This is a genomic window from Nonomuraea sp. NPDC050202 (assembly GCF_040656115.1).
GTDB lineage: Bacteria > Actinomycetota > Actinomycetes > Streptosporangiales > Streptosporangiaceae > Nonomuraea.
Map to the genome: position 1 here is coordinate 240,160 of NZ_JBFALF010000002.1, position 24,621 is coordinate 264,780.

The 24,621-nt window shown below is 69.2% G+C and carries 26 protein-coding genes, 1 tRNA gene and 1 pseudogene; 14 read left to right on the forward strand and 14 right to left on the reverse strand.

The window, feature by feature from the left end; genetic code table 11:
* Positions 1 to 12: 12 nt before the first annotated feature.
* The 9 genes and pseudogenes from AB0I79_RS06115 to AB0I79_RS06155 all read right to left on the reverse strand — a co-directional run bounded on the left by AB0I79_RS06115 (position 13) and on the right by AB0I79_RS06155 (position 8,192).
* Positions 13 to 1,277: pseudogene (locus AB0I79_RS06115) on the reverse strand (carboxyl transferase domain-containing protein).
* Positions 1,278 to 2,510, reverse strand: coding sequence for a beta-ketoacyl-ACP synthase II (gene fabF, locus AB0I79_RS06120; protein WP_357867654.1), 1,233 nt, complete (start codon positions 2,508 to 2,510; stop codon positions 1,278 to 1,280).
* Positions 2,511 to 2,559: 49 nt separating this feature from the next.
* Positions 2,560 to 2,799 (reverse strand): acyl carrier protein, encoded by a 240-nt coding sequence (locus AB0I79_RS06125; protein WP_225268039.1) that lies wholly within the window; start codon positions 2,797 to 2,799, stop codon positions 2,560 to 2,562.
* Between the two features lie 123 nt (positions 2,800 to 2,922).
* The gene (locus AB0I79_RS06130; RefSeq protein ID WP_357867658.1) at positions 2,923 to 3,879 is read right to left on the reverse strand and encodes a beta-ketoacyl-ACP synthase III; all 957 of its coding nucleotides are present in this window, start codon (positions 3,877 to 3,879) and stop codon (positions 2,923 to 2,925) included.
* Positions 3,876 to 4,772, reverse strand: a complete 897-nt coding sequence (locus tag AB0I79_RS06135; protein WP_357867660.1) for an ACP S-malonyltransferase — start codon at positions 4,770 to 4,772, stop codon at positions 3,876 to 3,878. The genes AB0I79_RS06130 and AB0I79_RS06135 overlap by 4 nt, the downstream gene beginning before the upstream one ends.
* A 103-nt stretch (positions 4,773 to 4,875) precedes the next feature.
* Positions 4,876 to 6,000, reverse strand: a complete 1,125-nt coding sequence (locus AB0I79_RS06140; RefSeq protein ID WP_357869618.1) for a helix-turn-helix domain-containing protein — start codon at positions 5,998 to 6,000, stop codon at positions 4,876 to 4,878.
* A 103-nt stretch (positions 6,001 to 6,103) separates the two neighbouring features.
* Positions 6,104 to 6,535 (reverse strand): DUF350 domain-containing protein, encoded by a 432-nt coding sequence (locus AB0I79_RS06145; protein ID WP_357867662.1) that lies wholly within the window; start codon positions 6,533 to 6,535, stop codon positions 6,104 to 6,106.
* Positions 6,536 to 6,585: 50 nt separating this feature from the next.
* On the reverse strand, positions 6,586 to 7,731 hold the full coding sequence (locus AB0I79_RS06150; RefSeq protein WP_357867664.1) for a glutathionylspermidine synthase family protein: 1,146 nt from the start codon (positions 7,729 to 7,731) through the stop codon (positions 6,586 to 6,588).
* A gap of 2 nt (positions 7,732 to 7,733) precedes the next feature.
* Complete coding sequence (locus AB0I79_RS06155; protein WP_357867666.1) at positions 7,734 to 8,192, reverse strand: hypothetical protein; 459 nt, start codon at positions 8,190 to 8,192, stop codon at positions 7,734 to 7,736.
* Positions 8,193 to 8,294: 102 nt separating this feature from the next.
* Here AB0I79_RS06155 and AB0I79_RS06160 point away from each other — a divergent pair, with 102 nt between their 5' ends.
* Positions 8,295 to 9,329 (forward strand): PHP domain-containing protein, encoded by a 1,035-nt coding sequence (locus AB0I79_RS06160; RefSeq protein ID WP_357867669.1) that lies wholly within the window; start codon positions 8,295 to 8,297, stop codon positions 9,327 to 9,329.
* A 198-nt stretch (positions 9,330 to 9,527) separates the two neighbouring features.
* Complete coding sequence (locus AB0I79_RS06165; protein ID WP_357867671.1) at positions 9,528 to 10,256, forward strand: YafY family protein; 729 nt, start codon at positions 9,528 to 9,530, stop codon at positions 10,254 to 10,256.
* 247 nt (positions 10,257 to 10,503) lie between these two features.
* On the opposite strand, the gene AB0I79_RS06170 is transcribed toward AB0I79_RS06165, so the two are convergent.
* The 3 genes from AB0I79_RS06170 to aceE all read right to left on the reverse strand — a co-directional run bounded on the left by AB0I79_RS06170 (position 10,504) and on the right by aceE (position 15,700).
* Positions 10,504 to 11,241: a maleylpyruvate isomerase family mycothiol-dependent enzyme gene (locus tag AB0I79_RS06170; RefSeq protein ID WP_357867674.1), complete on the reverse strand. Its 738-nt coding sequence runs from the start codon at positions 11,239 to 11,241 to the stop codon at positions 10,504 to 10,506.
* 10 nt (positions 11,242 to 11,251) lie between these two features.
* On the reverse strand, positions 11,252 to 12,766 hold the full coding sequence (locus AB0I79_RS06175; RefSeq protein WP_357867677.1) for an alpha/beta hydrolase: 1,515 nt from the start codon (positions 12,764 to 12,766) through the stop codon (positions 11,252 to 11,254).
* Positions 12,767 to 12,952: 186 nt separating this feature from the next.
* Positions 12,953 to 15,700: a pyruvate dehydrogenase (acetyl-transferring), homodimeric type gene (gene aceE / locus AB0I79_RS06180; RefSeq protein WP_357867680.1), complete on the reverse strand. Its 2,748-nt coding sequence runs from the start codon at positions 15,698 to 15,700 to the stop codon at positions 12,953 to 12,955.
* A gap of 944 nt (positions 15,701 to 16,644) precedes the next feature.
* Between aceE and AB0I79_RS06185 the strand changes: the two genes are divergently transcribed.
* The 8 genes from AB0I79_RS06185 to AB0I79_RS06220 all read left to right on the forward strand — a co-directional run bounded on the left by AB0I79_RS06185 (position 16,645) and on the right by AB0I79_RS06220 (position 20,834).
* On the forward strand, positions 16,645 to 16,827 hold the full coding sequence (locus AB0I79_RS06185) for a DUF1918 domain-containing protein (RefSeq protein WP_357867683.1): 183 nt from the start codon (positions 16,645 to 16,647) through the stop codon (positions 16,825 to 16,827).
* A gap of 9 nt (positions 16,828 to 16,836) precedes the next feature.
* Positions 16,837 to 17,244 carry a secondary thiamine-phosphate synthase enzyme YjbQ gene (locus AB0I79_RS06190; protein WP_357867686.1) on the forward strand — a complete coding sequence of 136 codons (408 nt, stop codon included), beginning with the start codon at positions 16,837 to 16,839 and terminating at the stop codon, positions 17,242 to 17,244.
* A 117-nt stretch (positions 17,245 to 17,361) separates the two neighbouring features.
* Positions 17,362 to 17,790, forward strand: a complete 429-nt coding sequence (locus AB0I79_RS06195; RefSeq protein WP_185102419.1) for a DUF3052 domain-containing protein — start codon at positions 17,362 to 17,364, stop codon at positions 17,788 to 17,790.
* A gap of 31 nt (positions 17,791 to 17,821) precedes the next feature.
* Complete coding sequence (locus AB0I79_RS06200; RefSeq protein WP_357869621.1) at positions 17,822 to 18,283, forward strand: peroxiredoxin; 462 nt, start codon at positions 17,822 to 17,824, stop codon at positions 18,281 to 18,283.
* 32 nt (positions 18,284 to 18,315) lie between these two features.
* Positions 18,316 to 18,636, forward strand: a complete 321-nt coding sequence (locus AB0I79_RS06205) for a hypothetical protein (RefSeq protein ID WP_357867689.1) — start codon at positions 18,316 to 18,318, stop codon at positions 18,634 to 18,636.
* Between the two features lie 149 nt (positions 18,637 to 18,785).
* On the forward strand, positions 18,786 to 19,727 hold the full coding sequence (locus AB0I79_RS06210; protein WP_357869624.1) for an ROK family protein: 942 nt from the start codon (positions 18,786 to 18,788) through the stop codon (positions 19,725 to 19,727).
* A 17-nt stretch (positions 19,728 to 19,744) separates the two neighbouring features.
* A tRNA-Val gene (locus tag AB0I79_RS06215) sits at positions 19,745 to 19,816 on the forward strand.
* Positions 19,817 to 19,937: 121 nt separating this feature from the next.
* Positions 19,938 to 20,834, forward strand: a complete 897-nt coding sequence (locus AB0I79_RS06220) for a tyrosine-type recombinase/integrase (protein WP_357867692.1) — start codon at positions 19,938 to 19,940, stop codon at positions 20,832 to 20,834.
* Positions 20,835 to 21,071: 237 nt separating this feature from the next.
* On the opposite strand, the gene AB0I79_RS06225 is transcribed toward AB0I79_RS06220, so the two are convergent.
* Complete coding sequence (locus AB0I79_RS06225) at positions 21,072 to 21,332, reverse strand: winged helix-turn-helix domain-containing protein (RefSeq protein WP_357867695.1); 261 nt, start codon at positions 21,330 to 21,332, stop codon at positions 21,072 to 21,074.
* A gap of 472 nt (positions 21,333 to 21,804) precedes the next feature.
* On the opposite strand from AB0I79_RS06225, the gene AB0I79_RS06230 reads away from it, so the two are divergent.
* Positions 21,805 to 22,224, forward strand: a complete 420-nt coding sequence (locus AB0I79_RS06230) for a hypothetical protein (protein WP_357867698.1) — start codon at positions 21,805 to 21,807, stop codon at positions 22,222 to 22,224.
* A 29-nt stretch (positions 22,225 to 22,253) separates the two neighbouring features.
* Here AB0I79_RS06230 and AB0I79_RS06235 read toward each other — a convergent pair whose 3' ends face one another.
* A complete protein-coding gene (locus AB0I79_RS06235) occupies positions 22,254 to 22,829 on the reverse strand; it encodes a hypothetical protein (RefSeq protein ID WP_357867701.1) in 576 nt (191 codons plus the stop codon).
* A gap of 159 nt (positions 22,830 to 22,988) precedes the next feature.
* Between AB0I79_RS06235 and AB0I79_RS06240 the strand changes: the two genes are divergently transcribed.
* Genes AB0I79_RS06240 through AB0I79_RS06250 form a run of 3 tightly spaced genes read left to right on the forward strand, consistent with a single transcriptional unit; the run spans position 22,989 to position 24,342 of the window.
* Positions 22,989 to 23,231 (forward strand): helix-turn-helix domain-containing protein, encoded by a 243-nt coding sequence (locus tag AB0I79_RS06240; protein ID WP_357867704.1) that lies wholly within the window; start codon positions 22,989 to 22,991, stop codon positions 23,229 to 23,231.
* Positions 23,228 to 23,500 (forward strand): hypothetical protein, encoded by a 273-nt coding sequence (locus AB0I79_RS06245; RefSeq protein ID WP_357867707.1) that lies wholly within the window; start codon positions 23,228 to 23,230, stop codon positions 23,498 to 23,500. Before AB0I79_RS06240 ends, AB0I79_RS06245 begins: the two co-directional genes overlap by 4 nt.
* Positions 23,497 to 24,342 (forward strand): hypothetical protein, encoded by an 846-nt coding sequence (locus AB0I79_RS06250; RefSeq protein WP_357867710.1) that lies wholly within the window; start codon positions 23,497 to 23,499, stop codon positions 24,340 to 24,342. Before AB0I79_RS06245 ends, AB0I79_RS06250 begins: the two co-directional genes overlap by 4 nt.
* Positions 24,343 to 24,621: the final 279 nt, after the last annotated feature.

Sequence of the window (24,621 nt, forward strand, 5' to 3'; positions counted from 1 at the left end):
TGAACAAGATCGCTACAACGGGATGTTGCCGTGGGCGCCCCGGGCCGGGGTGGCGTGGGCCAGGACCCTGGCGATGGCGCCGCGGGTCTCCTCCGGCTTGATGACCTCGTCGATGACGCCCAGTTCCTGAGCTCTGGCCAGCCCGCCGGCGAGCTTCTCGTGCTCCTGCGTGAGCCGTAGCTCCAGCTCGGCCCGCTCCTCCTCCGGTGCCGCGGCCAGCTCGCGCCGCTTGAGCACGCGGACCGCGGCCACCGCGCCCATGACCGCCACCTCGGCGGTCGGCCAGGCGAAGACCTTGGTCGCGCCGAGCGAGCGGGAGTTCATCGCGACGTACGCCCCGCCGTACGCCTTGCGCGTCACCAGCGTGACCCGCGGCACGGACGCCTCGGCGAAGGCGTGCAGCAGCTTGGCACCGCGCCGGACCCACGCCGCCGTGCTCCTGCCCGACGCCCGGCAGGTAACCGGGAACGTCCACGAGGACAACCAACGGCACCCCGAAAGCGTCACACATACGTACGAAGCGGGCGGCTTTCTCGGCGGACGTGGCGTCGAGGCAGCCGGCGAGCCGCAGCGGGTTGTTGGCGATCACGCCGATCGTGCGGCCGCCCAGGCGGCCGAGCGACGTGACGATGTTCGGCGCCCACTTGGGGTGCAGCTCGACACCGGGCTCGTCGAGCAGGCCGCTGACCAGCGGCTTGACATCGTATGCCTGCCGTGCGGCTCGGGGCCGCCCAGGGCCGCGCTGTCGACGCTCTCGCCGGTGACGCTGCGGACCACGTCGGGGCCGGTGACGAAGATGCGGCCGGAGCCGGCCAGGACGACCAGGTCGGTGAGTGCCGGGCCGTAGGCGGCGCCACCGGCGGCCGGCCCGACGACCACGGAGATCTGCGGCACGACGCCGGACGCCTTGGTCATGGCGGCGAAGACCCGGCCGACGGCGTGCAGCGACTCGACGCCTTCGGCGAGTCGCGCACCGCCGGAGTGCCAGATCCCGATGATCGGCACCCGTTCGCGGACGGCCACGTCGTAGGCGTGCACGATGTGCTCGCACCCCTCGCCGCCCATGGCGCCGCCCTGGACGCGGGCGTCGCTGCAGAAGGCGACGACGGGCACGCCCTCGACGCGGCCCATGGCGGCCAGGACGCCGCTGGTGCCCTCCGGGGTGATCAGCTTCGGCGAGCCTCGTCGAGCAGCGCCTCCAGCCGGACGATGGGATCGCGCGGATCGGCGGGCTCCTGCTCGGAGCCCTCGCTCACCACCCCGTCGAGCAGGGTCATTCAGGCTCCCTTGAACACGACCGTCACGTTGTGGCCGCCGAAGCCGAACGAGTTGTTGACCGCGGCGATGTCGCCCTCGGGCAGCGTGCGGTTCTCGCCGTAGACGAGGTCCACCTCGATGCCGTCGTCGACGTTGTCGAGATTGATCGTGCGGGGGACGATGCGCTCCTGCAGCGCCTTGATGGTGAAGACGGACTCGATGCCGCCGGCGCCGCCGAGCAGGTGGCCGGTCATGGACTTGGTCGAGGTCACCAGCGGGTGGGTGCCGATGGCCTTGGCCACCGCGGCCACCTCGCCGACGTCACCCGACGGGGTCGAGGTGGCGTGCGCGTTGACGTGCTTGACGTCGAGCCCGGTGATGCCGGCGTCGGTGAGCGCCTGCGTCATCGCCATGATCTGGCCCCGGCCCTCGGGCTCGGGCTGGGTGATGTGGTGGGCGTCGGCGGAGTAGCCGATGCCCGCGCAGTACGCGTAGATCCGCGCGCCGCGCGCCCTGGCGTGCTCCTCCGACTCCAGCACGACGACGCCGGCGCCCTCGCCGAGCACGAACCCGTCGCGGTCGCGGTCCCAGGGGCGGGAGGCGCCCTGGGGGTCGTCGTTGCGCTGGGACATGGCCCTCGCCGCGGCGAAGGCGGCCATGTTGAGGCCGTGGATGGCGGCCTCGGTGCCGCCGGCCACCACCACGTCGGCGCGGCCGGCCCTGATCATGTCCATCGCGTAGCCGATGGCCTCGGCGCCGGACGCGCACGCCGACACCGTGGCGTGCACGCCCGCCTGTGCGCCCAGATCGAGGCCGATCCAGGCGGCGGGGCCGTTGGGCATGAGCATCGGCACGGTGAAGGGCGACAGCCGGTTCCAGCCGCGCTCCTTCCACGTGTCGTACGCGCTGAGCGTGGTCGAGATGCCGCCGATGCCGCTGGAGACCACCACGCCGAGCCGCTCGGGCGCCACCTCGGGCGTGCCCGCGTCCTGCCAGGCCTCCCTGGCGGCGACCAGGGCGAACTGCTCGCTGCGGTCGAGGCGGCGGGACTCGGGCCTGGGCAGGACGTCCGTGGGATCGACCGCCGCCGTCCCCGCGAACTTCACGGGGACGGCGTCGATCCAGTCCGTGGTGAGGGTCTCGATACCCGACTGACCGGCGAGGAGAGCCGTCCAGGTCGAGGTGACGTCTCCACCGACGGGCGTCGTCGCGCCAAGGCCGGTGACGACGACACGTACCCGGTTCGCACTCACGTTTTCGCGCTCCTTACTGATCAGTGCGGGTGTGGATCTCTTCTACGTCTCAGTTCTGGATGAAGTTGAGGACGTCCTTGACCGTCTTCAGGTTCTTGAGCTGGTCGTCGGGGATCTCGACGCCGAACTCGTCCTGGGCGGCCACGGCGATCTCGACCATGGACAGGGAGTCGATGTCGAGGTCGTCCACGAAGCTCTTCTCCGGGGTGACCTCGGACGCCGGGATGCCCGTGATCTCGTTGATGATCTTGCCGAGGCCCTGGAGGATGTCCTGCTCGGTGGCAGCCATGTCGCTGGTTCTCCTTCTGGTGTTTCAGGGTTTCTGTGCGAGCGGTGCCGCACAAGCTTGTAGGACGGATCGGATCCTACGGGGAGTCCCGTCCGGGACTGCCACCAGGACCGATCGAAGCACTTAGGGAATCTCGATCACTTGGCCCGCGTACGTCAGGCCCGCGCCGAAGCCGAGCATCAGCGCCAGGTCTCCGGACCGGACCTCGCCGCGCTCCAGCATGCGCGAGAGCGCCAGCGGGATCGAGGCGGCCGAGGTGTTGCCGGCGTTGACGATGTCGCGGGCGATGACGGCCTTCTCGGCGCCCAGCTTGCGGGCGATGGCCTCGATGATGCGCAGGTTGGCCTGGTGCGGCACGAACGCGGCCAGCTCCGACGGGTCCACGCCCGCGCGGGAGCAGGCCTCGAGCGCCACCGGCGCCAGGGCGGTGGTGGCCCAGCGGAAGACCGTCTGGCCCTCCTGGTGGAGGAAGTGGTCGCGATCCTTGATGGCGATCGCGTCGGCCTTGTCACCGGCACTGCCCCACACCACGGGGCCGATGCCGGGCGTCTCGGACGGGCCGACCACGGCCGCGCCGGCCCCGTCGGCGAAGATCACGGCGGTGGACCTGTCGGTCCAGTCGACCCACTGCGACAGCTTCTCCGAGCCGATGACCAGCACGTTGCGTGCCGACCCCGCGCGTACGGCGGCGCTGGCGGTGCCGAGCGCGTAGCAGAACCCGGCACAGGCGGCGTTGACGTCGAACGCGCCGGGCGCCTTGATGCCGAGGCGGTGAGCCACGACGGCGGAGGCGTTGGGGATCTGGGTCTCGAGCGTGCAGGTGGCCACGATGACCAGGTCGACGTCGTCGGGGGACAGGCCGCTGGCGGCCAGCGCCTTGCCGCCGGCGATGGTGGCCATGTCCTCGACCGACTCGCCGTCCGGGGCGACCCTGCGCTCCTTGATGCCGACCCGGGACTGGATCCACTCGTCGTTGGTGTCCATGGTCTTGGCCAGGTCGTCATTGGTGACGACGTTGGACGGCTGGTAGTGGCCGAGGGCCAGCACCCTGCCGCCTGGGGCGATGTCGGGGATCCTCACTTGATCAGCTCCCTGGCCGCGTCGAGGTCGTCTGGGGTCTTCAGCGCCACGGTCTGCACGCCGCGCAGGCCGCGCTTGGCGAGGCCCGTCAGCGTGCCGCCGGGCAGCAACTCGATCATCTTGGTGACGCCGAGCCCGGCCATGGTCTCCATGCAGGCGTCCCATCTGACGGGGTTGCTGACCTGGTTGACCAGTCTCTGGAGGAACTCGGCGCCGGTCGCGACCGCCTGCCCGTCGGAGTTGGACAGCAGGGTGATCCTGGGGTCGGCGGGTACGACGTTCCAGGCGGCTTCGCGCAGGCTCTCGACGGCCGGGGCCATGTGGTGGGTGTGGAAGGCCCCCGCGACCGAGAGCGGGATGAGGCGGGCGCGGGCCGGCGCGTCGTCCTTGAACGCGGCCAGCTGCTCCAGGGTGCCGCCGGCCACGATCTGGCCGGCGCCGTTGATGTTGGCGGGGGTGAGCCCGTGCTTGTCGATGCCGGCCAGCACCTCCTCCGCGACGCCGCCGAGCACGGCGGTCATGCCGGTCTCGGTGACGGCCGCGGCCTTGGCCATGGCCTGGGCCCGCTCGCGTACCAGGCGGAGCGCCTGCTCGGGGGTGAGCACCCCGGCCAGCGCGGCGGCGGCGAACTCGCCGACGCTGTGACCGGCCAGCAGGTCGGGGGTCGCGCCGAGCGCCTCGGCGGCGGCCAGCGCGGCGGCCACGAGCAGGGGTTGCGCGACGGCGGTGTCGCGGATCTCGTCGGCCCCCGCGGTGGTGCCGTAGGCGACCAGGTCGATCCCCGCCACCTCCGACCAGGAGCCCAGCCTGTCGGCCAGACCGGGCAGCTCAAGCCATGGGGTCAGGAAGCCCGGCGTTTGGGCACCTTGGCCCGGGGCGACGAGTACAAGCACAAAAACCACCTTGCCCTGTAGAACTTCGACACGCGGATGGAGATCCGTACGAACTTTGTCCGGGGTGATTTGTAGGAACCCTACAGTGGGGATTTCCGTGGCATTACGTTAGAGCCCGCCACGTTTCGGCGCTTTCCGACAGCCTGCCCAGGATCAGGCCCACCTGCAGCGTGAAGGCGGACCTGCCCTCGGTGGGCTGGTAGCCGGTCAGCTCGGTGATCTTCTTCAGCCGGTAGCGCACGGTGTTGGGGTGCACGAACAGCAGCCGCGCCGTCGCCTCCAGCGACGTGCCCTGCTCCAGGTACGTCGCGAGCGTGTCGAGCAACGGGGTGCCGGCGAGCGGCAGGTAGACGTTCTCGATGAGCTGCTCCCTGGCGTCGGTGTCGCCGTCGAGCGCCCGCTCGGCCAGCAGGTCCTCGGCGTGCACCGGCCTGGGCGCGTCGGGCCAGCCGCAGGACGCCTTCAGCCCGGCCAGGGCCGCCCTGGCGGATCGGGCGGCGGCGTGCAGGTCGGGCACCTCGGGGCCGATGACGATGGGGCCCACGCCGAAGCGGGCCACGACCTGCTTGGCCGCGTCGTCGACGCTGCCGGCGCCGCCCACGATCACGATCAGCCGGTCGGCCTGCACCCCGGCCAGCAGGTCCATGCCGATGCGGCGGCCCTTCTCGCGCAGCCCGTCGATGACGGCGCGCGGGTCGTCGTCGGGGGCGTGACCGGCGATGACGACCACCGGGGCGGAGGTCCAGCCGAGCGCGGCGGCCCAGGAGTGCAGGCCGTCGTCCACCTCGCCGCGGACGAGGGCGTCGACGATCAGGGCCTCCAGCCGGGCGTCCCACGACCCCCTGGCCTCGGCCTCGCGGGCGTAGACGTGGGCGGCGGCGAAGGCCACGTCGCGCGTGTAACGCAGCATGGCCTGCTGGAGCTGGTCCTCGCCGCCGGGCGCGGCCAGCTCGTGGGTCTGGGCCTCGACCACCTCGACCACGACCCGGACGATGTCCACGGTCTGCTGCAGCGAGATGGAGCGCTTGAGCTCGCGCGGCGCGGTGCCGAAGAACTCGATGCTGGGTGTGGGCCGGTCCTTGCCCGCGTGCTGGAACCACTCCACGAACGCGGCGATGCCGGCCTGGGCGACGAGCCCCACCCACGACCGGTCCTCCGCGCTGAGCGCGCGGAACCAGGGGAGCTGATCGTCCATGCGGGCCATGGCCGCGGTGCCGAGGGAGCCCATGGCCCGCTCGAGCCTGCGGGTGGTGTCCTCCCGGGTCCGGTCTGTCACGCCTCCTAGAGTGCCAGGTCTCTCCGGATGACCGGAACGGTGGTTCGCGCCTGTGCTAGATCACCGCAATGGCGGTGATCAGGCCGATCGCCAGGTGGGTCACCGCGAGCAGCCGCGAGCCGGGCTGCAGCTCGGGCTCCTTGATCAGGTCCCGTACGGAGATCCCGACGATCCGGTCGAACACCAGCATCGCCACCGTCTGCACCACGATGCCGACCAGCCCGAACACCGCCGTGCCCGCCAGCCCTTCCGCGAGCCGGCCGCCGGAGGCCCAGATGGAGGCGGCCACGATCAGGCCGACGGCGGCCAGCGCGGAGGTGGCCAGCAGGGTGGCGTTCGGGTTCCGCTCGCTGCGGATGATCTCGCTCAGCTTGCCGGGGGTGGCCCAGTCGATCACGTAGAAGCCGACGATCATCAGGATCAGGCCGACGGCGGCATAGGCGGCGATGGCTCCCGAGCCGCGGGCGAGGGTTTCGAGAAGGGTCACGTCAGTTCCATTCGTGCAAAGGCATGGGTGTGGGGGGATCTGTGGGATCGTCAAAGGGCGATGCGGTGGGGGACGAACGAGGAGGTGTCATCGGTGATGAGGCCGGTCGTCTCCCTGATGCCCAGGCCGGCGGACTCGTCGGCGATCATCCAGGCGCCGAGCACCGGCCGCTGCCCCTCGAAGACGGGCAGCGCCTCGAAGCCCTGGAAGACGTAGCCTTCCCGGCCGTAGCTCCCCGGCGTCTCCTGGGTGCCCTCCGGCGTGACGATGCGCATCGAGGCGCCCTCCCTGCCGAGCAGCGGCTTGGCGATGTAGGAGGTCAGGTCGCGAGGGCCGTCGAGGTAGGCGGGCAGCAGGTTGGGGTGGCCCGGGTTGAGCTCCCACAACACCGCCAGCAGCGCCTTGTTCGACAGCAGAGTCTTCCACAGCGGCTCGAACCAGGTGGCGTGCCGCACGGCGTGTCGGCCGAAGTCGTCCGCCAGCATCCACTCCCACGGGTAGAGCTTGAACGCCGAGCGGATCACGCGTTCCTCGACGTCCACGAAGCGGCGGTTGAGCGCGTCCCAGCCGATGTCCTCCATGGCCACGGCCACGGTCTGCAGGCCCGCCTGCTCGGCGGTCTCCTGCAGGTAGGCCACGGTCATGGCCTCCTCGCCCGTCTCGTCGGCGTTGGTGAACGCGAAGTGCGTGGGGCCGGGCGGCAGCCGCAGCTCCCGCCAGCGGTCGATGAGCCGCTCGTGGATGGAGTTCCACTGGTCGTCATCGGGGAAGACGTCCTGCAGCCAGAACCACTGCACCACCGACGACTCCAGCAGCGAGGTGGGCGTGTCGGCGTTGTACTCCAGCAGCTTGGCCGGGCCCGCGCCGTCGTAGCGCAGGTCGAAACGGGCGTAGAGGTAGGCGTCGCGGCGCTCCCACGAGCGCGCGACCTCCTCCCAGGCCCACTCGGGGATGGCGAAGTCGGCGAAGCGGCCGGCCTCGACCACGTGGTCGACGGCCCGCAGGCACATCTCGTGCAGCTCCTCCACCTGCCGCTCCAGCTCCTCCACCTCCTCCATCGAGAAGACGTAGTGGACGGACTCGTCCCAGTACGGCCTGCTCAGCCCGGACGGGTGGGCGGCGCGGTGGTAGGCCAGCCCCTGGCTCTCGATCGTCTTCTCCCAGCCGTTCCTGGGAGTGGCATGTTCGCGGCGCACGGTCAGCTCCCGCCGGTCCAGCTCCGGCCGAAGCCACCGCGCTGGATCTCCTTGCCGGCGCGGCTGGTGATGGTCACGTCGGACGGCTTGAGCGTGGTGCCGCCCTGGACCCGGTTGCCGACCCGGTGACCGCCGTAGTACCAGACGTACGCCCCGCGCGAACCCCCGTAATAGTGGCTCGAACCACCGTCGTCGTCGCAGTAGGAGTCGTCGACCACCACGTAGGACCCCGCAGGGGGCGACGAGGTGGCGGTGCTCGGCGACGGCGACGGGACCGGGGTGGGGGTCGTGTCGTCGTCCTCCACGAGCATCACGCAGTCGGCGGTGACCTCGTCGTCGTCGTCCGACACGGCGGCACAGTAGCCGACGACCATCACGGACAGCACCCCGAGAACGACCAGCGGGACGACCTTGGACGATTTGCGCGGCGGTTCTGTGGTCGCCTGCGGCGGTTTTGCCATCAAACTCCTGCTTTCCTGGGCCGATCAGCCTAGCGGCGGCCCTTGTCCCCGTTCAATTGGTAGCGCCCCGCGCTTGTCGTTGACTTGGGTATGAATGAACGCATGGATCCGGTCGAGGCCCTGCGCGAGATCGCCTTTCTCCTGGAGCGCGCGGGCGAGCCCACGTACCGCGTGCGTGCCTTCCGGCGCGCCGCCGCGGTCGTGGACGAGCTGTCCCCCGACGAGCTCGCCCATCTGGCCCACAGCGGTGCGCTCGGCGACTTGCCCGGGATCGGGAAAGTCACCGCTCTCGTGGTCAACGAAAGCCTCGACGGGCAGGTTCCGACCTACTTGCGGAGGATGCGGGCGACGGCCGGAGTGGAGCTCGACGCCGAGACGGCGGAGCTGCGCGCGGCGCTCAAGGGTGACCTGCACAGCCACTCCGACTGGTCCGACGGGGGCTCGCCGATCGAGGAGATGGCCGAGGCGGCCGTCGCGCTCGGGCACGAGTACTGGGCGCTGACCGACCACTCGCCGCGCCTGACCGTGGCCAAGGGGCTGTCGGCGGAGCGGCTGGAGCGGCAGCTCGACGTGGTGGCCAAGCTGAACGAGCGGATGGCGCCGTTTCGGATCCTGACCGGGATCGAGGTGGACATCAACCTCGACGGCTCGCTCGACCAGGAGCCCGAGCTGCTTGAGCGGCTCGACGTGGTGGTCGCCAGCGTGCACTCCAAGCTGCGGATGGGCGGCGAGGAGATGACCCGCCGCATGGTCACCGCCATCGCCAACCCCCTCGTGGACGTGCTCGGTCACTGCACGGGACGGGTGGTGCAGGCCGGCGGGAAGCGCGGGGTGAAGCGGCCGGAGTCGGAGTTCGAGGCGGAGCTGGTCTTCGAGGCGTGCCGGCGGTTCGGGGTGGCGGTCGAGATCAACTCCAGGCCCGACCGGCTCGACCCGCCGAAGCGGCTGATGCGGCTGGCGTACGAGATGGGCTGCGTGTTCTCGATCGACTCCGACGCGCACGCGCCCGGGCAGCTCGACTGGCAGCGGTACGGGTGCGAGCGCGCCGCCAGGTGCGGGATCGAGGCGGAGCGGATCGTCAACTCCTGGCCCCTCGACCGGCTGCTCTCGTGGACCCGGGGAGAGAGCGAGGCGTGATCGGCCGGGTCCTCGGGAGCCGGCGAAAAATGGCGCGTCGTTGCGTGGCGGGAAAGCTGGATCAGGCGTACTCTCCCCGGAGAGGATCCTGGGGCGGTGGCCCAGGCGTGAGACCCCTGTGGCCCGGCGGTTACGGGAGTGTGCCCGTGGCTGCCGAGCGCCCCGCGATTGTCGGTGGCGGGGCGTAGCGTTCCGGCTGTGAACCGTACCGACCGGCTCTACGCGCTCGTCGAAGACCTGCGCGCCATCGCGCCCCGCTGCCGTTCCGCCCGCGAGATCGCCCAGCGGTTCGAGGTGAGCGTGCGCACCATCGAGCGCGACATCGCGGCGCTGCAGGAGTCCGGCGTGCCGATCTACGCCGAGCCCGGCCGCAAGGGCGGTTACGCCATCGACAAGAAGATGTCGCTGCCCCCGCTCAACTTCACCCCGGCCGAGGCCGTGGCCATCGCCGTGGCGCTCAGCCAGGCCGGCGACCAGCCGTTCGGGCGGCAGGCGCGCAGCGCGTTACGCAAGGTGGTGGCCGCGATGCCGGGGCCCGAGGGCGACCTGGCCAGGGAGCTGGCGCGGCGCGTGCAGCTCGTCCACCTGCCGCCCGAGCAGGGCAGCGAGATCCAGCCGCTCGGCGCCGAGGGCATCTCGCGGGCCATCGAGGAGGCGCTGCTGCGGCGGCGGGTGCTCAGGCTCGAATACGCCGACGCCAAGGGCGCGATCACCTCGCGTGACGTGGAGCCGGGGGTGTTCCTGGGCGGCCGGGGCGGGTTCTGGTACCTCGTGGCGTGGTGCCGGCTGCGCGACGACGTACGCGTCTTCCGCCTCGACCGCATCGCCGCCGCCACTGTCACCGCCGAGCGCTGCCCCGACCGGCCGCTCGAAGGCTTCGCCACCGAGGTGCCGGAGATGGCCGTGCACGGCACGCTGCTCGACTGATCGCTCGAAAACACCGACATAGGGTTGTCGCCCACACAGTAGATCGTTGTCTTGTTCGAAAAGTGAGGGGCAACTGATGATCGCTCGTACGCCGGGACAGCGCCTTCCCCGCGACAACCCGGCAGGCGAGCGGGCCGTGTCCCACTCCGGGAGCGGTTCCCCCTCGCCCTGGACACGCCGCCGATCGCCGAACGGCGGCGCGTCCAGGGCCCCGGTGGGCGGCGACCGGGAAGCGCCCGGGAGGCGGCTAGAAGGCGGCGGCTGACAGCCAGCGGTCCAGGAAGGGCCGGTCGCCGTACACGGTGAGGGCGTCGGGGGAGCGGCGGCCGTACAGCAGGAGCAGCAGCTCGCTCACCGGGCCCTGCACGGCGACGTCGCCTTTGGCGTGCCCGCGCGCCCACTCGATCTTCCCGGCGGGGCCCTGCGTGATGGTCCATTCGCCGTCGGCGTCGCTCGCGTGGAGGTGGATCGTGGCCCCCTCCGCGCCGAGCTGCGCCAGGGACTTGGTGACCCACGCGGCCGACGGCAGGTTGTGGAGGAACTCCTCGATCCCGTCGATCGCGGTCCCCGCCGGGATCTCAGGGTCGACGCCGAGCGCGAGCTCGGCGTCGACCCGGTGCACCACCAGCTCGAAGAGCATCCGGCGCGGCCACCACGAGGCCCGCTGGTCCGGGCCCCAGGTCCACACCCGCATGGACGGATCGGTCTCGCGCAGGACCTCCAGCAGCTCGGCGGCCCCCGCCGCCAGCCAGGCCGCGTCGCCGCTCTGCCCCTCGGCCAGCCCGCTGGGCACCTGCCGCGACCAGACGCGCTCCTGGACGCGGTTGCGCAGCATGTGCACGGCCCAGCGGTGCGTCTGGCCGACGTGCGTGATCAGCTCGGCGATCGTCCATCCCGGGCACGTCGGCACCGGGACGGACAGGTCGCCTGCCAGGGCCGCCAGGCGGGCGGCCTCCGTCTCGATCTTGGAGTGGTAGTCCGTCACGCCGCCCAGACTAGGCCGCCGGGCAGCTCGTGCCCTTGCCGGGCACCTTGCCGTCGATCAGGTAGGCGTCCACGAGCCCCTGGATGCACTTGCTGCCCGACAGATACGCCCCGTGCCCCTCGCCCTCGTACGTGACCAGCGTCGCGGTCTTGAGCTGGGCCGTCAGCTTTGGCGCCCACTCGTACGGCGTGGCCGGGTCGCCCTTGCCGCCCACCACCACGATCGGCGCGGACCCCGTGGCGTCGACGTGCCGGGCCTCGTCGCTGCCCTTGGCCGGCCACACCCGGCACAGCCCGCCCGAGCCCTCGCTGCCGAACAGCGGCGAGATCTTCAGCGCGGCCTGCTCGGTGCGCCGCAGCGTCGCCTCGTCGGGCCGTTCGGCGGTGTCCACGCAGGTGATGGCCGGGAAGCTGGTCATCTGCGTGGAGTAGCTGCCGTCGGGGCTGCGCCCGGTGTAGGAGTCGGCCAGGTACAGCAGCGCCTCCCCGTTGCCCTTGAGCGCCGCGCCCAGCGCCTCCTCCAGGAACGGCCAGGTCAGCTCCGAGTACAGTGCGGCGGCCACGCCCGTGGAGGCCAGGCCCTGGCTCAGCTCGCGGTTGCCGACCTTCAGCGGCTGGGCGGTGAGCTGGTTCAGCAGGTTCTCGACGTTCGTGTGGGCGGTGGCCTGGTCCTTGCCGAGCGCGCAGGTCTCCTTCACGCAGGCGCGCAGGAAGCTCTCGTACGCCTTCTGGAAGCCGCGCGTCTGCGCCAGCGTGCGCTGCTCGAACGTGACCGTCGGGTCCAGCGGCGCGTCCAGCACCATGCGGCCCACGTTCTTGGGGAACAGGGTGGCGTAGACGCCGCCGAGCTGCGTGCCGTACGACATGCCGACGTAGTTGAGCTTGGCGTCGCCCACCGCGTCGCGGATGCGGTCCATGTCGCGGGCGGCGTTCACGGTGCCGACGTAGGGCAGGATCTTGCCGGAGTTCTGCTGGCAGAGCGCGGCGAAGCGCTTGTTGGCGGACGCGACCTGTCTGTCCGTCTCGTCGTCCGGCGGCAGCGTGTCCAGCGCCACGAACTTGTCCATCTCGGCGCCGTCCCCGCAGCGCACGCCCGAGCTGCGCTCGACGCCGCGCGGGTCGAAGCTGATCAGGTCGTAGCGGGCGCGCAGCGCCGTGAGCGCCTTGGCGGCCTGGTCGAGCGTGTCCACGCCGGAGGCGCCCGGGCCGCCGAAGTTGAACACCACCGAGCCCAGCCGCTTGCCCGCGCCGCCCGTGGACGGCAGCTTGATCAGCGCCAGGTTGAGCTTCTCGCCGTCGGGCTTGGCGTAGTCGAGGGGCACGGCGAGCTTGCCGCACCGTACCGAGGCGTCCTGGCGGGCCGGCGGCTCGCCGTCGGGGCGCTTGATGTCGGTGCAGGGCCCCCAGGAGATCTTGTCGGAAGCGGCTGTGGAGTCCGCTGAGGGCCCGGAGGCGGGCTCTGCGGGTGCCGTGGAGCAACCAGCGGCGGCCGCCAGGAGCAGGGCGGCGGCTGTGACGCGACGCATGACGAACTTCCCCTCACATCTCTCAGGGGGAAGTAGTGCCCACAATACGTGACCGTGCACCAAACCAGGGTGAGGCGGCACGTACCCCTCCTGAACGTGCCGCCTCACCAGGCCAACGGCGCGGACGGCCGGATATGACGGCGCTCCCGCGAAAAAGGTTCGCGGGAGCGCCTCGTGCTGGATGACTCAGACTCCCATGGACTGGGTGTCGTTGCTCTCCGCGCCGCCGGCCTCGGTGACGCCGTTCTTGAGGTGGTACTTGGCGATCGCCTCGCGCAGCACCTCGCCGTCGAGCTCGCCCCGCTTGACCAGGCTGGTCAGCACGGCCAGCGTGATCGAGGCGGCGTCCACGTGGAAGTGGCGGCGCAGCGCCGAGCGGGTGTCGGACAGGCCGAACCCGTCGGTGCCCAGCGAGGACCAGTCACCCGGCACCCACTGCGCGATCTGGTCCTGGACGGCCTTCATGTAGTCGCTGACGCCCACGAACGGGCCCTGCGCCTGCGAGAGCGCCTGGGTGACGTAGGGGACGCGGCGCTCGGCGTCGGGGTTGAGCAGGTTGTGCTCGTCGCACGCCAGCGCCTCGCGGCGCAGCTCCGACCACGACGTCGCCGACCACACGTCGGCCGACACGCCCCAGTCCTCGGCCAGCAGCCGCTGCGCCTCCATCGCCCACGGGCCCGCCACGCCGGAGGCCAGGATGTTGGCCTTCGGGCCCTGCGTCTGCGGCCCGTCGGCGAACTTGTACAGGCCCTTGAGCAGGCCCTGCACGTCGATGTCCGCCGGCTGGGCCGGCTGCAGGTAGGGCTCGTTGTAGACGGTCAGGTAGTAGAAGACGTCCTCCGGCTGGTCGCCGTACATCCTGCGCAGGCCGTCCTTGACGATGTGCGCCACCTCGAACGCCCAGGACGGGTCGTAGGAGACGGCGGCCGGGTTCGTCGAGGCGATGAGCGGGGTATGGCCGTCCTCGTGCTGCAGGCCCTCGCCGTTGAGCGTGGTGCGGCCCGCGGTGGCGCCCAGCAGGAAGCCGCGGCCCATCTGGTCGCCCATCTGCCACATCGCGTCGCCGGTGCGCTGCCAGCCGAACATCGAGTAGAAGATGTAGATCGGGATCATGTGCTCGCCGTGCGTGGCGTACGCGGTGCCGGCCGCGATCGTCGAGGCCATCGAGCCCGACTCGCTGATGCCCTCGTGCAGGATCTGCCCCTGCACCGACTCCTTGTACGACAGCAGCAGCTCGCGGTCGACGGCCTCGTACGTCTGGCCGTGCGGCGAGTAGATCTTGGCCGTCGGGAACATCGCGTCGAGACCGAACGTGCGCGCCTCGTCGGGGATGATCGGCACGAACCGGTGGCCGATCTCCTTGTCACGCATGAGGTCCTTCAGCAGCCGCACGAACGCCATGGTCGTGGCCACCTGCTGCTTGCCCGAGCCCTTGCTGAAGGTGCCGTAGACCTCGTCGCCGGGCAGCTTGACCGGCTTGGCGCGGACGACCCGCTTGGGCAGCACGCCGCCGAGCGCCGCGCGGCGCTCCTTCATGTACTGGATCTCCGGGTCGTTCTCGCCCGGGTGGAAGTACGGGGGCAGCTCGCCTTCCAGGGCCGAGTCGGGGATCGGCAGGTAGAGCCGGTCCCTGAACTCCTTCAGCTCGGCCTTGGTGAGCTTCTTCATCTGGTGGGTGGCGTTGCGCGCCTCGAAGTCCTTGCCCAGCGTCCATCCCTTGATGGTCTGGGCGAGGATCACCGTCGGCTGGCCGACGTGCTCGCGGGCCGCCTTGAACGCCGCGTACACCTTGCGGTAGTCGTGGCCGCCGCGCGACAGCTTGCGGATGTCGTCGTCGGTCAGGTGCTCGACCATCTTGCGCAGGCGCGGGTCGGAGCCGAAGAAGTTGTCGCGGATGTAGCCGCCGGTCTCGACCGAGTAGGTCTGGAACTGGCCGTCGGGGGTGGTGTTCATCTGGTTGACCAGCACGCCGTCGACGTCGGCCGCCAGCAGCGGGTCCCAGTCGCGGCCCCAGACGACCTTGATGACGTTCCAGCCGGCGCCGCGGAAGTACGACTCCAGCTCCTGGATGATCTTGCCGTTGCCGCGTACCGGGCCGTCGAGCCGCTGCAGGTTGCAGTTGATCACGAACGTGAGGTTGTCGAGCTCCTCGCGCGCGGCCAGGCCGATCGCGCCGAGCGACTCGGGCTCGTCCATCTCGCCGTCGCCGAGGAACGCCCACACGTGGCTGCGGCTGGTGTCCTTGATCTGCCGGTTGAGCAGGTAGCGGTTGAACCGCGCCTGGTAGATCGCGCCGATCGGGCCCAGGCCCATGGAGACCGTCGGGAACTCCCAGAAGTCCGGCATCAGTCGCGGGTGCGGGTAGGAGGGCAGGCCGTGGAAGCCGTGCGACAGCTCCTGACGGAAGGCGTCGAGCTGCGCCTCGTTGAGCCGCCCCTCGAGGAAGGCGCGGGCGTAGATGCCCGGGGCCGCGTGCCCCTGGAAGAAGACCTGGTCGCCCGACTCGCCGTGGTCCTTGCCGCGGAAGAAGTGGTTGAAGCCCACCTCGTACAGGGAGGCGGCCGAGGCGTAGGTGGCGATGTGGCCGCCCACGTTGGTGCGGGCGTTCGCCCGCGACACCATGATGGCCGCGTTCCAGCGGATGTAGGCGCGGATGCGGCGCTCGACGTGCTCGTCGCCCGGGAACCAGGGCTCGCGCTCCGGCGGGATCGTGTTGATGTAGTCGGTGCTGCGCAGGCCCGGCACGCCGACCTGGTGCTCGCGGGCGCGCTCCAGCATGCGGAGCATGAGGTAGCGGGCTCTGGTGCGGCCCTCGGTCTTGACGACGTTGTCGAGAGACTCGAGCCACTCGTTGGTCTCGCTGGGGTCGACATCAGGCAGCTGGCTGGGTAGGCCGTCGCTGATGATCGAGAATCGCTGGCGTCCGGAAGCCACTGGGTCTCGCCTTCCGAGATGGACTGATGTCTGGTCTGGGTCGCCTTCCATCCTGGTCGCTAGCCGTAGAAAACGCATCTCTACTGGCCGGTAACCAGAGTGTCCCTGCTGGCAGGGCCATCTGCGATGGCCTAGACCACCGATGGTAGGACGAATCGCCACCAAAGGTTACATCCCGGGAGCAATTTAACAAGACAGGAAAACGGACGAAATTTCGCTCGAATCCTCGTTGCGCCCGGGATGCCTCCTCTGTAGCTCGTAGCCTCCCCGTGAGGGAGGCTTCTCACTCGCGGCGGGCGAGTCTAGCCGCCTCACCTAGAGACCAGCCTGCGTGCCCCTGAAGTGACAGGAAGTGGCAGGGCGTGGTACGGCGGGGGAGGTGCGGCTGTGGAGGTGGAGGGGGTGTCGCGTGCGGCGCGCCCACCGGTCGTGGTGCAGCCCGGGCGCGTAACGCGGTGGGGCCCATGCTCGGTGTCGGTGTCGGTGTCGGTGTCGGTGTCGGTGTCGGTGTCGGTGTCGGTGTCGGTGTCGGTGTCGGTGTCGGTCGGTGTCGGTGACGTGTGCTGTGTGACGCACTTCCGTGCGTACCTGATGCCGGGCGCCGTTGGCCGTGGCCTCGTGGCCTCGTGGTCCCGGGCCGCCCTCCGTTCGCGTACCGAGTCGCCGGCCTCGCGGTCCACGGCGTATCGCGCGCCGCACCGGCCCGCACGCCGCACCTCGCACGCCGAGCGGCACCGCACGCCGCACCTCGAACGCGGCAGGCGCGTTCACGCACCGTGTCCCTCCCGCTTGTCCCACCCGTCAGGCGCTCGGCCCTCCCGTCAGGGCTCCCGTGGCTCCGTGGCTGGTAACAATTCGGTCATCATTTGATCTCTCTCTCCGCCCTCCGCAAAACTTCGGAATCGCTCTTTTCGTCCGGCTATCCGCGTACCAATGTGGGAGGTATGAATGCGACGGTTGGCGACCGGCTCCTGGTGCACGGGAATACCGTTGGCGAAAGGGACCGGAGCGGCGTAATCACGGAGGTGCAGGGCACGAACGGCGGGCCTCCGTACGTGGTGCGGTTCGACGACGGGCACACTGGGCTGGTGTTTCCCGGCCCCGATGCCGTCGTCGTGCCTAAGTAGGATTTCCGTGTGAGATCTGAAATCATCTCTGTGGCCACGGGTTCACGAGAGACGGTGCACGACATCACGGCCGAATGCGCCGATTTCGTACGTGCCCAGGGTGACGACGGGCTGCTGCATGTCTTCGTGCCGCATGCGACGGCGGGCATCGCGCTGCTCGAGCTGGGGTCGGGCAGCGACGACGACCTGCTGGCGGCTCTGCGTGACCTGCTGCCGGCCGATGACCGCTGGCGTCATGCCCACGGGTCCAAGGGGCACGGCAGGTCGCACGTGATGCCCGCGCTGATCCCGCCGTACGCCACGATCCCCGTGCTGGGCGGGCGAATGGCGCTGGGCACGTGGCAGTCCGTCGCGCTGATCGATCTGAACGTCGACAACCCGCAACGCCAGGTTCGCCTGTCGTTTTTGTCTGATTGATTCTGACCGACTACGGCCGTACCCGTGGCGACCGTTGACGACTGAGGGTCACAGCGTGTGGACTGTGCCGAAGCGATAAACCGCATAAGCGGGGCCACTCAAGCAGGAGGGATAAACGTGAGCGCGACCGCGGGTCAGGCGCAGGGCGAGCGCGGCCTGGCCGAACGACTCGGCCTCAAGTCGGGTCAGGTGGTGCAGGAGATCGGTTGGGACGAGGACGTCGACGACGAACTTCGCGGGTCCATCGAAGACCTGACCGGCAACGAGCTGCTGGACGAGGACAGTTACGACGTCGTGGACGTCGTGCTGCTGTGGTGGCGCGACGGCGACGGGGACCTCTTCGACGCTCTCACCAACGCCATGCGATCACTCGCCGATGGCGGCCAGATCTGGCTGCTGACTCCCAAAGCGGGGCGCGAGGGCCACGTGGAGCCGAGCGACATCGGGGAGGATGCCGCCACCGCGGGTCTCTCGCAGACGAGCAGCATCTCCGCCGCACCCGACTGGTCCGGGACCAGGCTCGTCCCGCCGAAGGGCAAGAGGTAGGGAGCCTGAGTGCCTGCCGTACGGCAGGATGATGGCTGTGAACGCGCATCCTGCCGAGGTCGGCGCCCTGGCTCCGGATTTCGAGCTGCAGGACCAGCACGGCACCCCGGTGAGCTTGGCTCGGCTCCGGGGCGAAAAGGTCGTGCTGGTCTTCTACCCGCTGGCGTTCAGCGGGATCTGTTCCAGCGAGCTGTCCGCCCTGCGCGATCAACCGATCGAGGGCGCGCGGCTGCTGACCGTCTCCGTCGACTCCGTCTTCACGCATCGTGCGTGGGCGGATCGCGAGGGTTACACGTTCTCCCTGCTCTCCGATTTCTGGCCACACGGACAGGTCGCGCAGGCGTACGGTGTGTTCGATGATGCGAGGGGGCTCGCTCGGCGGGGGACCTTCATCATCGACGGCGAGGGCGTGATCCGGTGGTCGGTGGTCAATCCGATCTCCTCCGCACGCGACGTCGCCGACTATGTCAAGGCGCTCGCCGATATTTCATGACTTCGCGGACTTCGTGACTTTCGGAGGGAAGGATGCCCTGCTACCGCTGCGGGGCCCGGCAGACGGACCCGGTGCGCGGTGCCAGCCCGTGGCAGCGCGGAGTGCGCAACGAGTCCCAGGTGCTGATCTGCCCGGACTGTCAACGGCTGCACGACCTCGAGCTCGACTCCTGCTCCACCTGCGCGTCCACGGCGCTGATCTGCCGGCTGGGCGAGGTGGAGTGCCGATCCTGCGGGGCCGTGTGGCTGGCCCGCTCGTCCGAGGCGCTCGATCCCCCGGCTCCCGTGGCGCCACCGCCCGGGCTGTCGGCCGAGGTCGAGGCGGCGCTCAACCGGGTGCTGGGACGGGCCTGAAGAGCCCTGTGAGGCCGTGCTGGGGCCCCACGGGCGTCCGCCGTGCCCTGACATGCCTCAGGAAGGACCACGGGGCCTGTGAGCGTTCTGCCCTCACACCCTTTCCAGACATTTACTGAGCTGCGCTATCGTCTCCTTCCGTGTCCGCAATGAGTTCGTTCGTCGTCGCGCTCGACGTCGGTGGCACGTCCATGAAGGGCGGCCTGGTCAGCGAGTCCGGCGCGGTGCTGCTGAGCGAGCGGCGCCCGACCCCCCGAGCCGAGGGCCCGGAGGCGGTCGTGACGGCCATCTCCGACTTCATCAGCCACCTGGCCGCCTCCGGCGACGGCAACCCGGCGGGCGTCGGCCTCGCCGTGCCGGGCCTGGTGACGGACAGTGCGGCCGTGTACGCGGCGAACCTCGGCTGGCGCGACGTCCCCGCGTCCAGCTTCACCGCCCTGGACATCCCGGTGATGCTCGGGCACGACGTCCGCACGGGCGGCCTGGCCGAGAGCATCCTCGGCGCGGGCCGCGGCCTGACGGACTTCCTCTTCCTGCCCATCGGCACGGGCATCGCCGGCGCCTCGATCATCCGTGGCGAGCCGTACGGCGGCTCCTCCGGCTGGGCCGGCGAGATCGGCCACACCCCGGTCTTCCCCGACGGCGAGCAGTGCGCATGCGGCCAGTTCGGGTGCCTGGAGACGTACGCGTCGGCGGCCTCGGTCGGCCGCCGCTACAGCCAGCGGGCCGGGGTGGAGGGGGTCAAGGCGGAGCAGGTGGTCTCCTCGGACGACCCGATCGCCATCGAGGTCTGGGACGAGGCCGTGGAGGCGCTGTCGCTGGCGCTGGCCACGTACACGCTGCTGCTGGACCCCTCGGTCATCGTCCTGGGCGGCGGCCTGGCGGAAGCCGGCCCGGCCCTGTTCGACCCGGTCCGTACCCGCCTGATCAAGCGCCTGGCCTTCCGCGAGGCGCCCCCGCTGGTCCCGGCGGCCCTCGGGGTGGACGCCGGCATGCTCGGCGCGTCCCTGCTGGGCTGGCGCGCGGCGGGGCGACCGGAGCTGGGGCCCGGGTGGGTGGTGGATGTGCGATCGGGGCCCTTGGTGTCGTAAGGTGTAGTGCCGATCAGGGGCGGTTAGCTCAGCGGTAGAGCACTCGCCTTACAAGCGAGGGGTCACTGGTTCGAACCCAGTACCGCCCACACAACACCGGATAACCTGCGAAAACGACTCCCCTTGGGGAGTCGTTTTCGTGTATCCGAAGCGACTACAGCGCTCAGAAGCCTCTCGCCTATTCGGCAGCGCGGGGTTATCGTGCGCGGTATGTCGTCAGCGTTAGAAGCCGAGATCGGCCCCTTCGCCCGGTACCTCAGGGCTGAGAACAAGAGCGACAACACGGTAACGATCTACACGGGCGCCATTCGCAAGTTCGCCCGATGGCTCAGCGATCACCGCCCAGACGTCGAGACGTGGGAGGACGTCGAACCTGCCAACATCCAGGACTGGATCATCACGATCCTGGAGACCCGATCGGACGGGTACGCCAACAACCTGTACCGATCGATCCAGCAGTTCTTCAAGTGGTGGTCGGAGTGGACGGACGAGCCGAACCCGATGGCGAAGCTCCGGCCGCCGGCGGTACCGGAGAAGGACGTCCCGGTCCTGCGTAAGGAGCAGCTCGGGGCGCTGCTGAAGAACTGCTCTGGGAAGACGTTCGTCGACCTGCGCGACCTGGCCATGATTCTGCTGTTCATGGATACCGGGATCCGCCGCGCCGAGATGGCCGGCATCAAGGTCGAGGACCTGGACCTGGACATGCGTGAGGTCAAGGTGCACGGCAAGGGGCGTCGTGATCGGGTGGTCAGCTATGGCCGCAAGACCGCGGTGGTGCTCGACAAGTACCTGCGTATCCGGGGCAAGCAGAAGCTGAAGGACAACCCTGCGTTGTGGCTGGCGGAGAAGAACCGTGGGGCTCTCACCCGGTGGGGCATCTACGAGATGTTGAAGAGGAGAGCCGAGGCGGTCGGGATCGAGGAGCTGTATCCGCATCTGCTGCGGCACACGTGGGCCCACTTCAAGAAGCAGCAGATCTCGGAGGAGGAGCTGATGCGGCTGGCGGGGTGGCGGTCTCGTCAGATGCTCGACCGGTACGCGGCTTCGACCGCCAGTGAACGGGCTCGGGAGGCGGGGCGTCGCACCGCTCTCAGTGACCAAATCTGAGCAGGGCTGGCAATTGCGAAGCAAGTTCGCATCAACCAGTGACATGAAGCGATGGCTCAGCTACGATCCGATATCACATGCTGCCCTCTGGTCACGCAGAGGCGTCGGCGCCGCACCGGCCCGAGCCCATTTCCCCAGGTGGCAGTAATCGGGTCGGTGCGGCCCGTCAAGGGGCGGGGACCCCGACAGAGACGCTATCGGGGTCCCCTGTCCCGTTGGGCGCCACCTCGCCCCTCCCTAGCCCCTCGCCTCATCGGAGCCGGATGCCGGCGTCTCGGATACAAACGATCCGAGGTGCGGCACGGTGGTGATCAAGCCTTCTTCTCGCAACGCCCTGATCGCTTTCCGGATCGTGTTGCGGGCCACTCCGAATTCTTGCACCAGCGTGGTCTCGGAGGGGAGGACCTGGCCAGGTCTGTAGGTGCCGCCGAGGATTCGTGTCTTCAGCTCGTCTCTGACCTGCACCCACACGTAGGCGTTGGGCTTGAACGTGATCACGGAAGCACCGTAGACGATCATGGTAGGGCATGGCCGGTCAGCGACGTTCATGGACGCGCGTGCACGTTCATGCACCGGCGTGCACAAGAATTAGAACATGCGTGCTGCTTTGATCGCGGATACTATCTGAGGGGCTATGACCTGCTTACCTTGCTGATCCGTCTGTTCGCGTACGTCTCATCGGGTCTCGCTCAAACGCGCAGGTGAACGCGATGTGTTCTCACAGTCAGGAATCATGACCAGTCAGTAACGCTATCGGTCAGGCGAAAACGCGAGGGCATCTCGTTCCATACGTCGCATTCCTGGCCTACAGTCACCGTGCTGCCGCAAACCTGGGGAAACAGAAATGCCGCAGTTGGCCGCCGCTCCTGCAGCATTCGGCCACGAAGGGGTGGAAGTGAAAGACAGTAGGACACGCTGGATCATCGGTACCGCGGTCGCAGCTTCGTGTGGGGGAACTGTCCTGGCCGCCGTGATGGAACTCGAGATCCACTGGTACATGGCAGTGGTCCTTGCCGCAGCCGTGATCAGTGGAGGGGCGTTCGCTTACGGTGTCGATGCGAGGGCCAAGAAGCGAGACGCCGCAAGGCGCGAGATAGAACGCGCGAGGCGGGCGGCGGAAAAGACTGCGATCGAGGACGCCGTCCGGCGCGTCTGCAAGGCCATCGACGACAACGCGCGCCGCTTCGAGGAGGCCGCGTCTAGCCATGCCGTCCGCATGGAGGAAGTTACTCGCGGACATGGGGAGCAGTTGCGTAGCGACGTCTTCACTGTCGAACGCCTCCTGGCGAACATGCAGCGCGGAGAGGTGTTAGCGCACATCGACGCGGCCCTGGAGGCGGAGGCGCGGAATCCGCACACTGACTCAGGGCCGTTCCCCGTCGTTCGGTGAGGGTGATGTCAGGCGGGCCGCGAAGTCGTTCAGGCTTCGCGGCCCGCCTCGTCTCGTTGAGGCGTCAGGCCTTGGGCCTTGTAAGCACGCCGGCGTCGTTCGACGTAGTCCAGAAGCAGAATGTCTTTGGTTCGATCTGGAAGGTTCGACTGCAGGATGTCGCTGACGAGCCGGTCGTTCTCCTTCTCTTCACTAAGGGTGAGCTCCTCGGGGGTGGCGAGACCTCGTTCCACGAGCACGTCCCCGATCGTCTTGCTCTCTTCCTTGGCGATGCCGCGGAGCATCCTCAACGCCTGCTCAGGGTCGGGCGGGCGGCGCTCGCTTCGGGTGGCCTCGTGCTGAGACTCGGGGGCTTGGTAGCCGGCGGCGCGCAGGAACTGTTCACTCAGGGATGTCAGGTGCGGGTATTGCTCGGCGAGAGCGTTGGCGAAGCTGATGGCGGATGCATAGGCGGGGCGGTGCTGACCCGCCAGCCATCGGTTCGCCATTGTGCGGTCACGGCCCGCTAGGCGCCCGACCTCAGCTTGGTTGAGGCCTCCGCGATCCATGATTTCCTGCAGCGTCTTGCGCAGGAGGTCGCGGTCCCACTCGGTGGTTGTGTGCACGCACGCACCTTAACACGCGACCTTTGCTGGGGTTACCGCTGGTGCAGCTATTGGTTCGGTCCAAGATTCCCGTGCATGCATGCACAGCCCGTGTGGCGTGGAGAAATTACCTGCCGGTAAGTGTTGCGAGCGCGCACTCATCCATGGGAGAGTGCGTGCATGCACTCGACGAGCAGGCCGGTCATCCGCCTCAGACAGGCAGAGTGGGACCGGCGGATGATAGCCAAAAAGCTGGCCACTCCCAACGCCCGAGCGGAGCGCCTCGGCTTCAGCCGGACCACCATCGCCCGCATCGAAAAGGGCGAGACAAAGCCAGGCCATGAGTTCGTCGCCGCCGTCCTGCACACCTTCGCTGACATCCGCTTTGAGGACGTGTTCGAGGTCGAGGGGGCCGTCTCATGACCCCCACCGAGCACTCCCTCAACAGCCGCCGTGGCGCACACATCTCCTGGGCGAACACCGCTGACCCGTCCGCTCGCACCAAGCCGGGCAGGGATGCATTCCTGGCCCGCTTCGAGCGGCAGGTGGATCCCAACAACGAACTGCCTGAGGCGGAGCGCGTGCGACGGGCTGAGCACCTCCGTAAGGCTCACATGCAGGAACTCGCAGCCAAGAGCGCCCAGAAGCGACGCCAGAACAGCGCGGCCGGCAAACGAGGGCGGGTGGCATGAACGAGCTCGCTCTCACCGAATCGCCCTCTCTCAGAGCCCAATACGCCGACCGCGTCGAGGTACTCGACAAGGTCAAGGCCGTAAGCCTGCTGCCGGACGGCATCCACGCTGACATCCCCACCGTGGCCAGGTACTACGAGGTGAGCACCTCAACGATCGACAGCGTCATCCGCCGCAACCGCGAGGAGCTGACCGACAACGGTCTCCGCGTGCTCAAGGGCGATGAGTACCGGGAGTTCGCGACCGTCAACACGAAGATCGCAAACTCTAACGCTCGATCGATCACCGTCTTCACCCGGCGCACGATCCTCAACGTCGGCCAGTTGCTCGCCGACTCGCCCATCGCGAAGGCCGTCCGCACCTACCTCCTCGACGTCGAGGAGATCGCCTCCCCGGAGCAGCGCAGCGAAGCGGTGGAACGTGCCGTCATCAGCCGCGAGCAGATCAAGATGCTGAAGGCCGCCACGGGACTCGTCGATGCCGACTGGCTCGGCTCCAAGGCCAAGGTCGTCATCGCCCGCGGGCTCGGCGAGCAGCCGGAGATCGACCCCGCCGATGTGCCGCTGTACGTTCCGGACTACCTGAAGGGCAAGGGGCTCACCAAGGACCAGATCAAGTCCGTGCAGTCCTGGTTCGGCCGGCGCGTGGCCAAGGTCTACGAGATGGAGCATGGCCGCAAGCCTGGCAAGAGGCCTGAGGAGACGCCGACTGGCGCCATCCGGGAGACGCTCGCGTGGACCAAGCGTGACCTGCCCGTCTTCGACAAGGCATGGACCCTCTACTACGCCGACGAGTATGAGCGTCCCAGCGAGCTGACGCTTCTGGATGGCGGTGCTTCGTGATGGCGAAGAAGAAGCCCTCGCTGCCTTGGCTTCCACCCGGCACTCCGTCCACGTGGATCTGCCAGAGGGGTCACGTCAACCTGCGTACCGCGACCGCGTGCGGGAGGTGTGCGCGATGACCGCCGCCGAGTACCGCGTCCTTGTGACCGCTGGCTGGCTGGTCGCCTCCATCTTCCGCGAGCTGGACGACGCCAACGAGACCGCTGCGGAGCAGCTCGCCCCATGAACGGCTGCGGGCCCGCCGAATGCGACCCCCGGCGGACCCGCTGATCCCGCTCC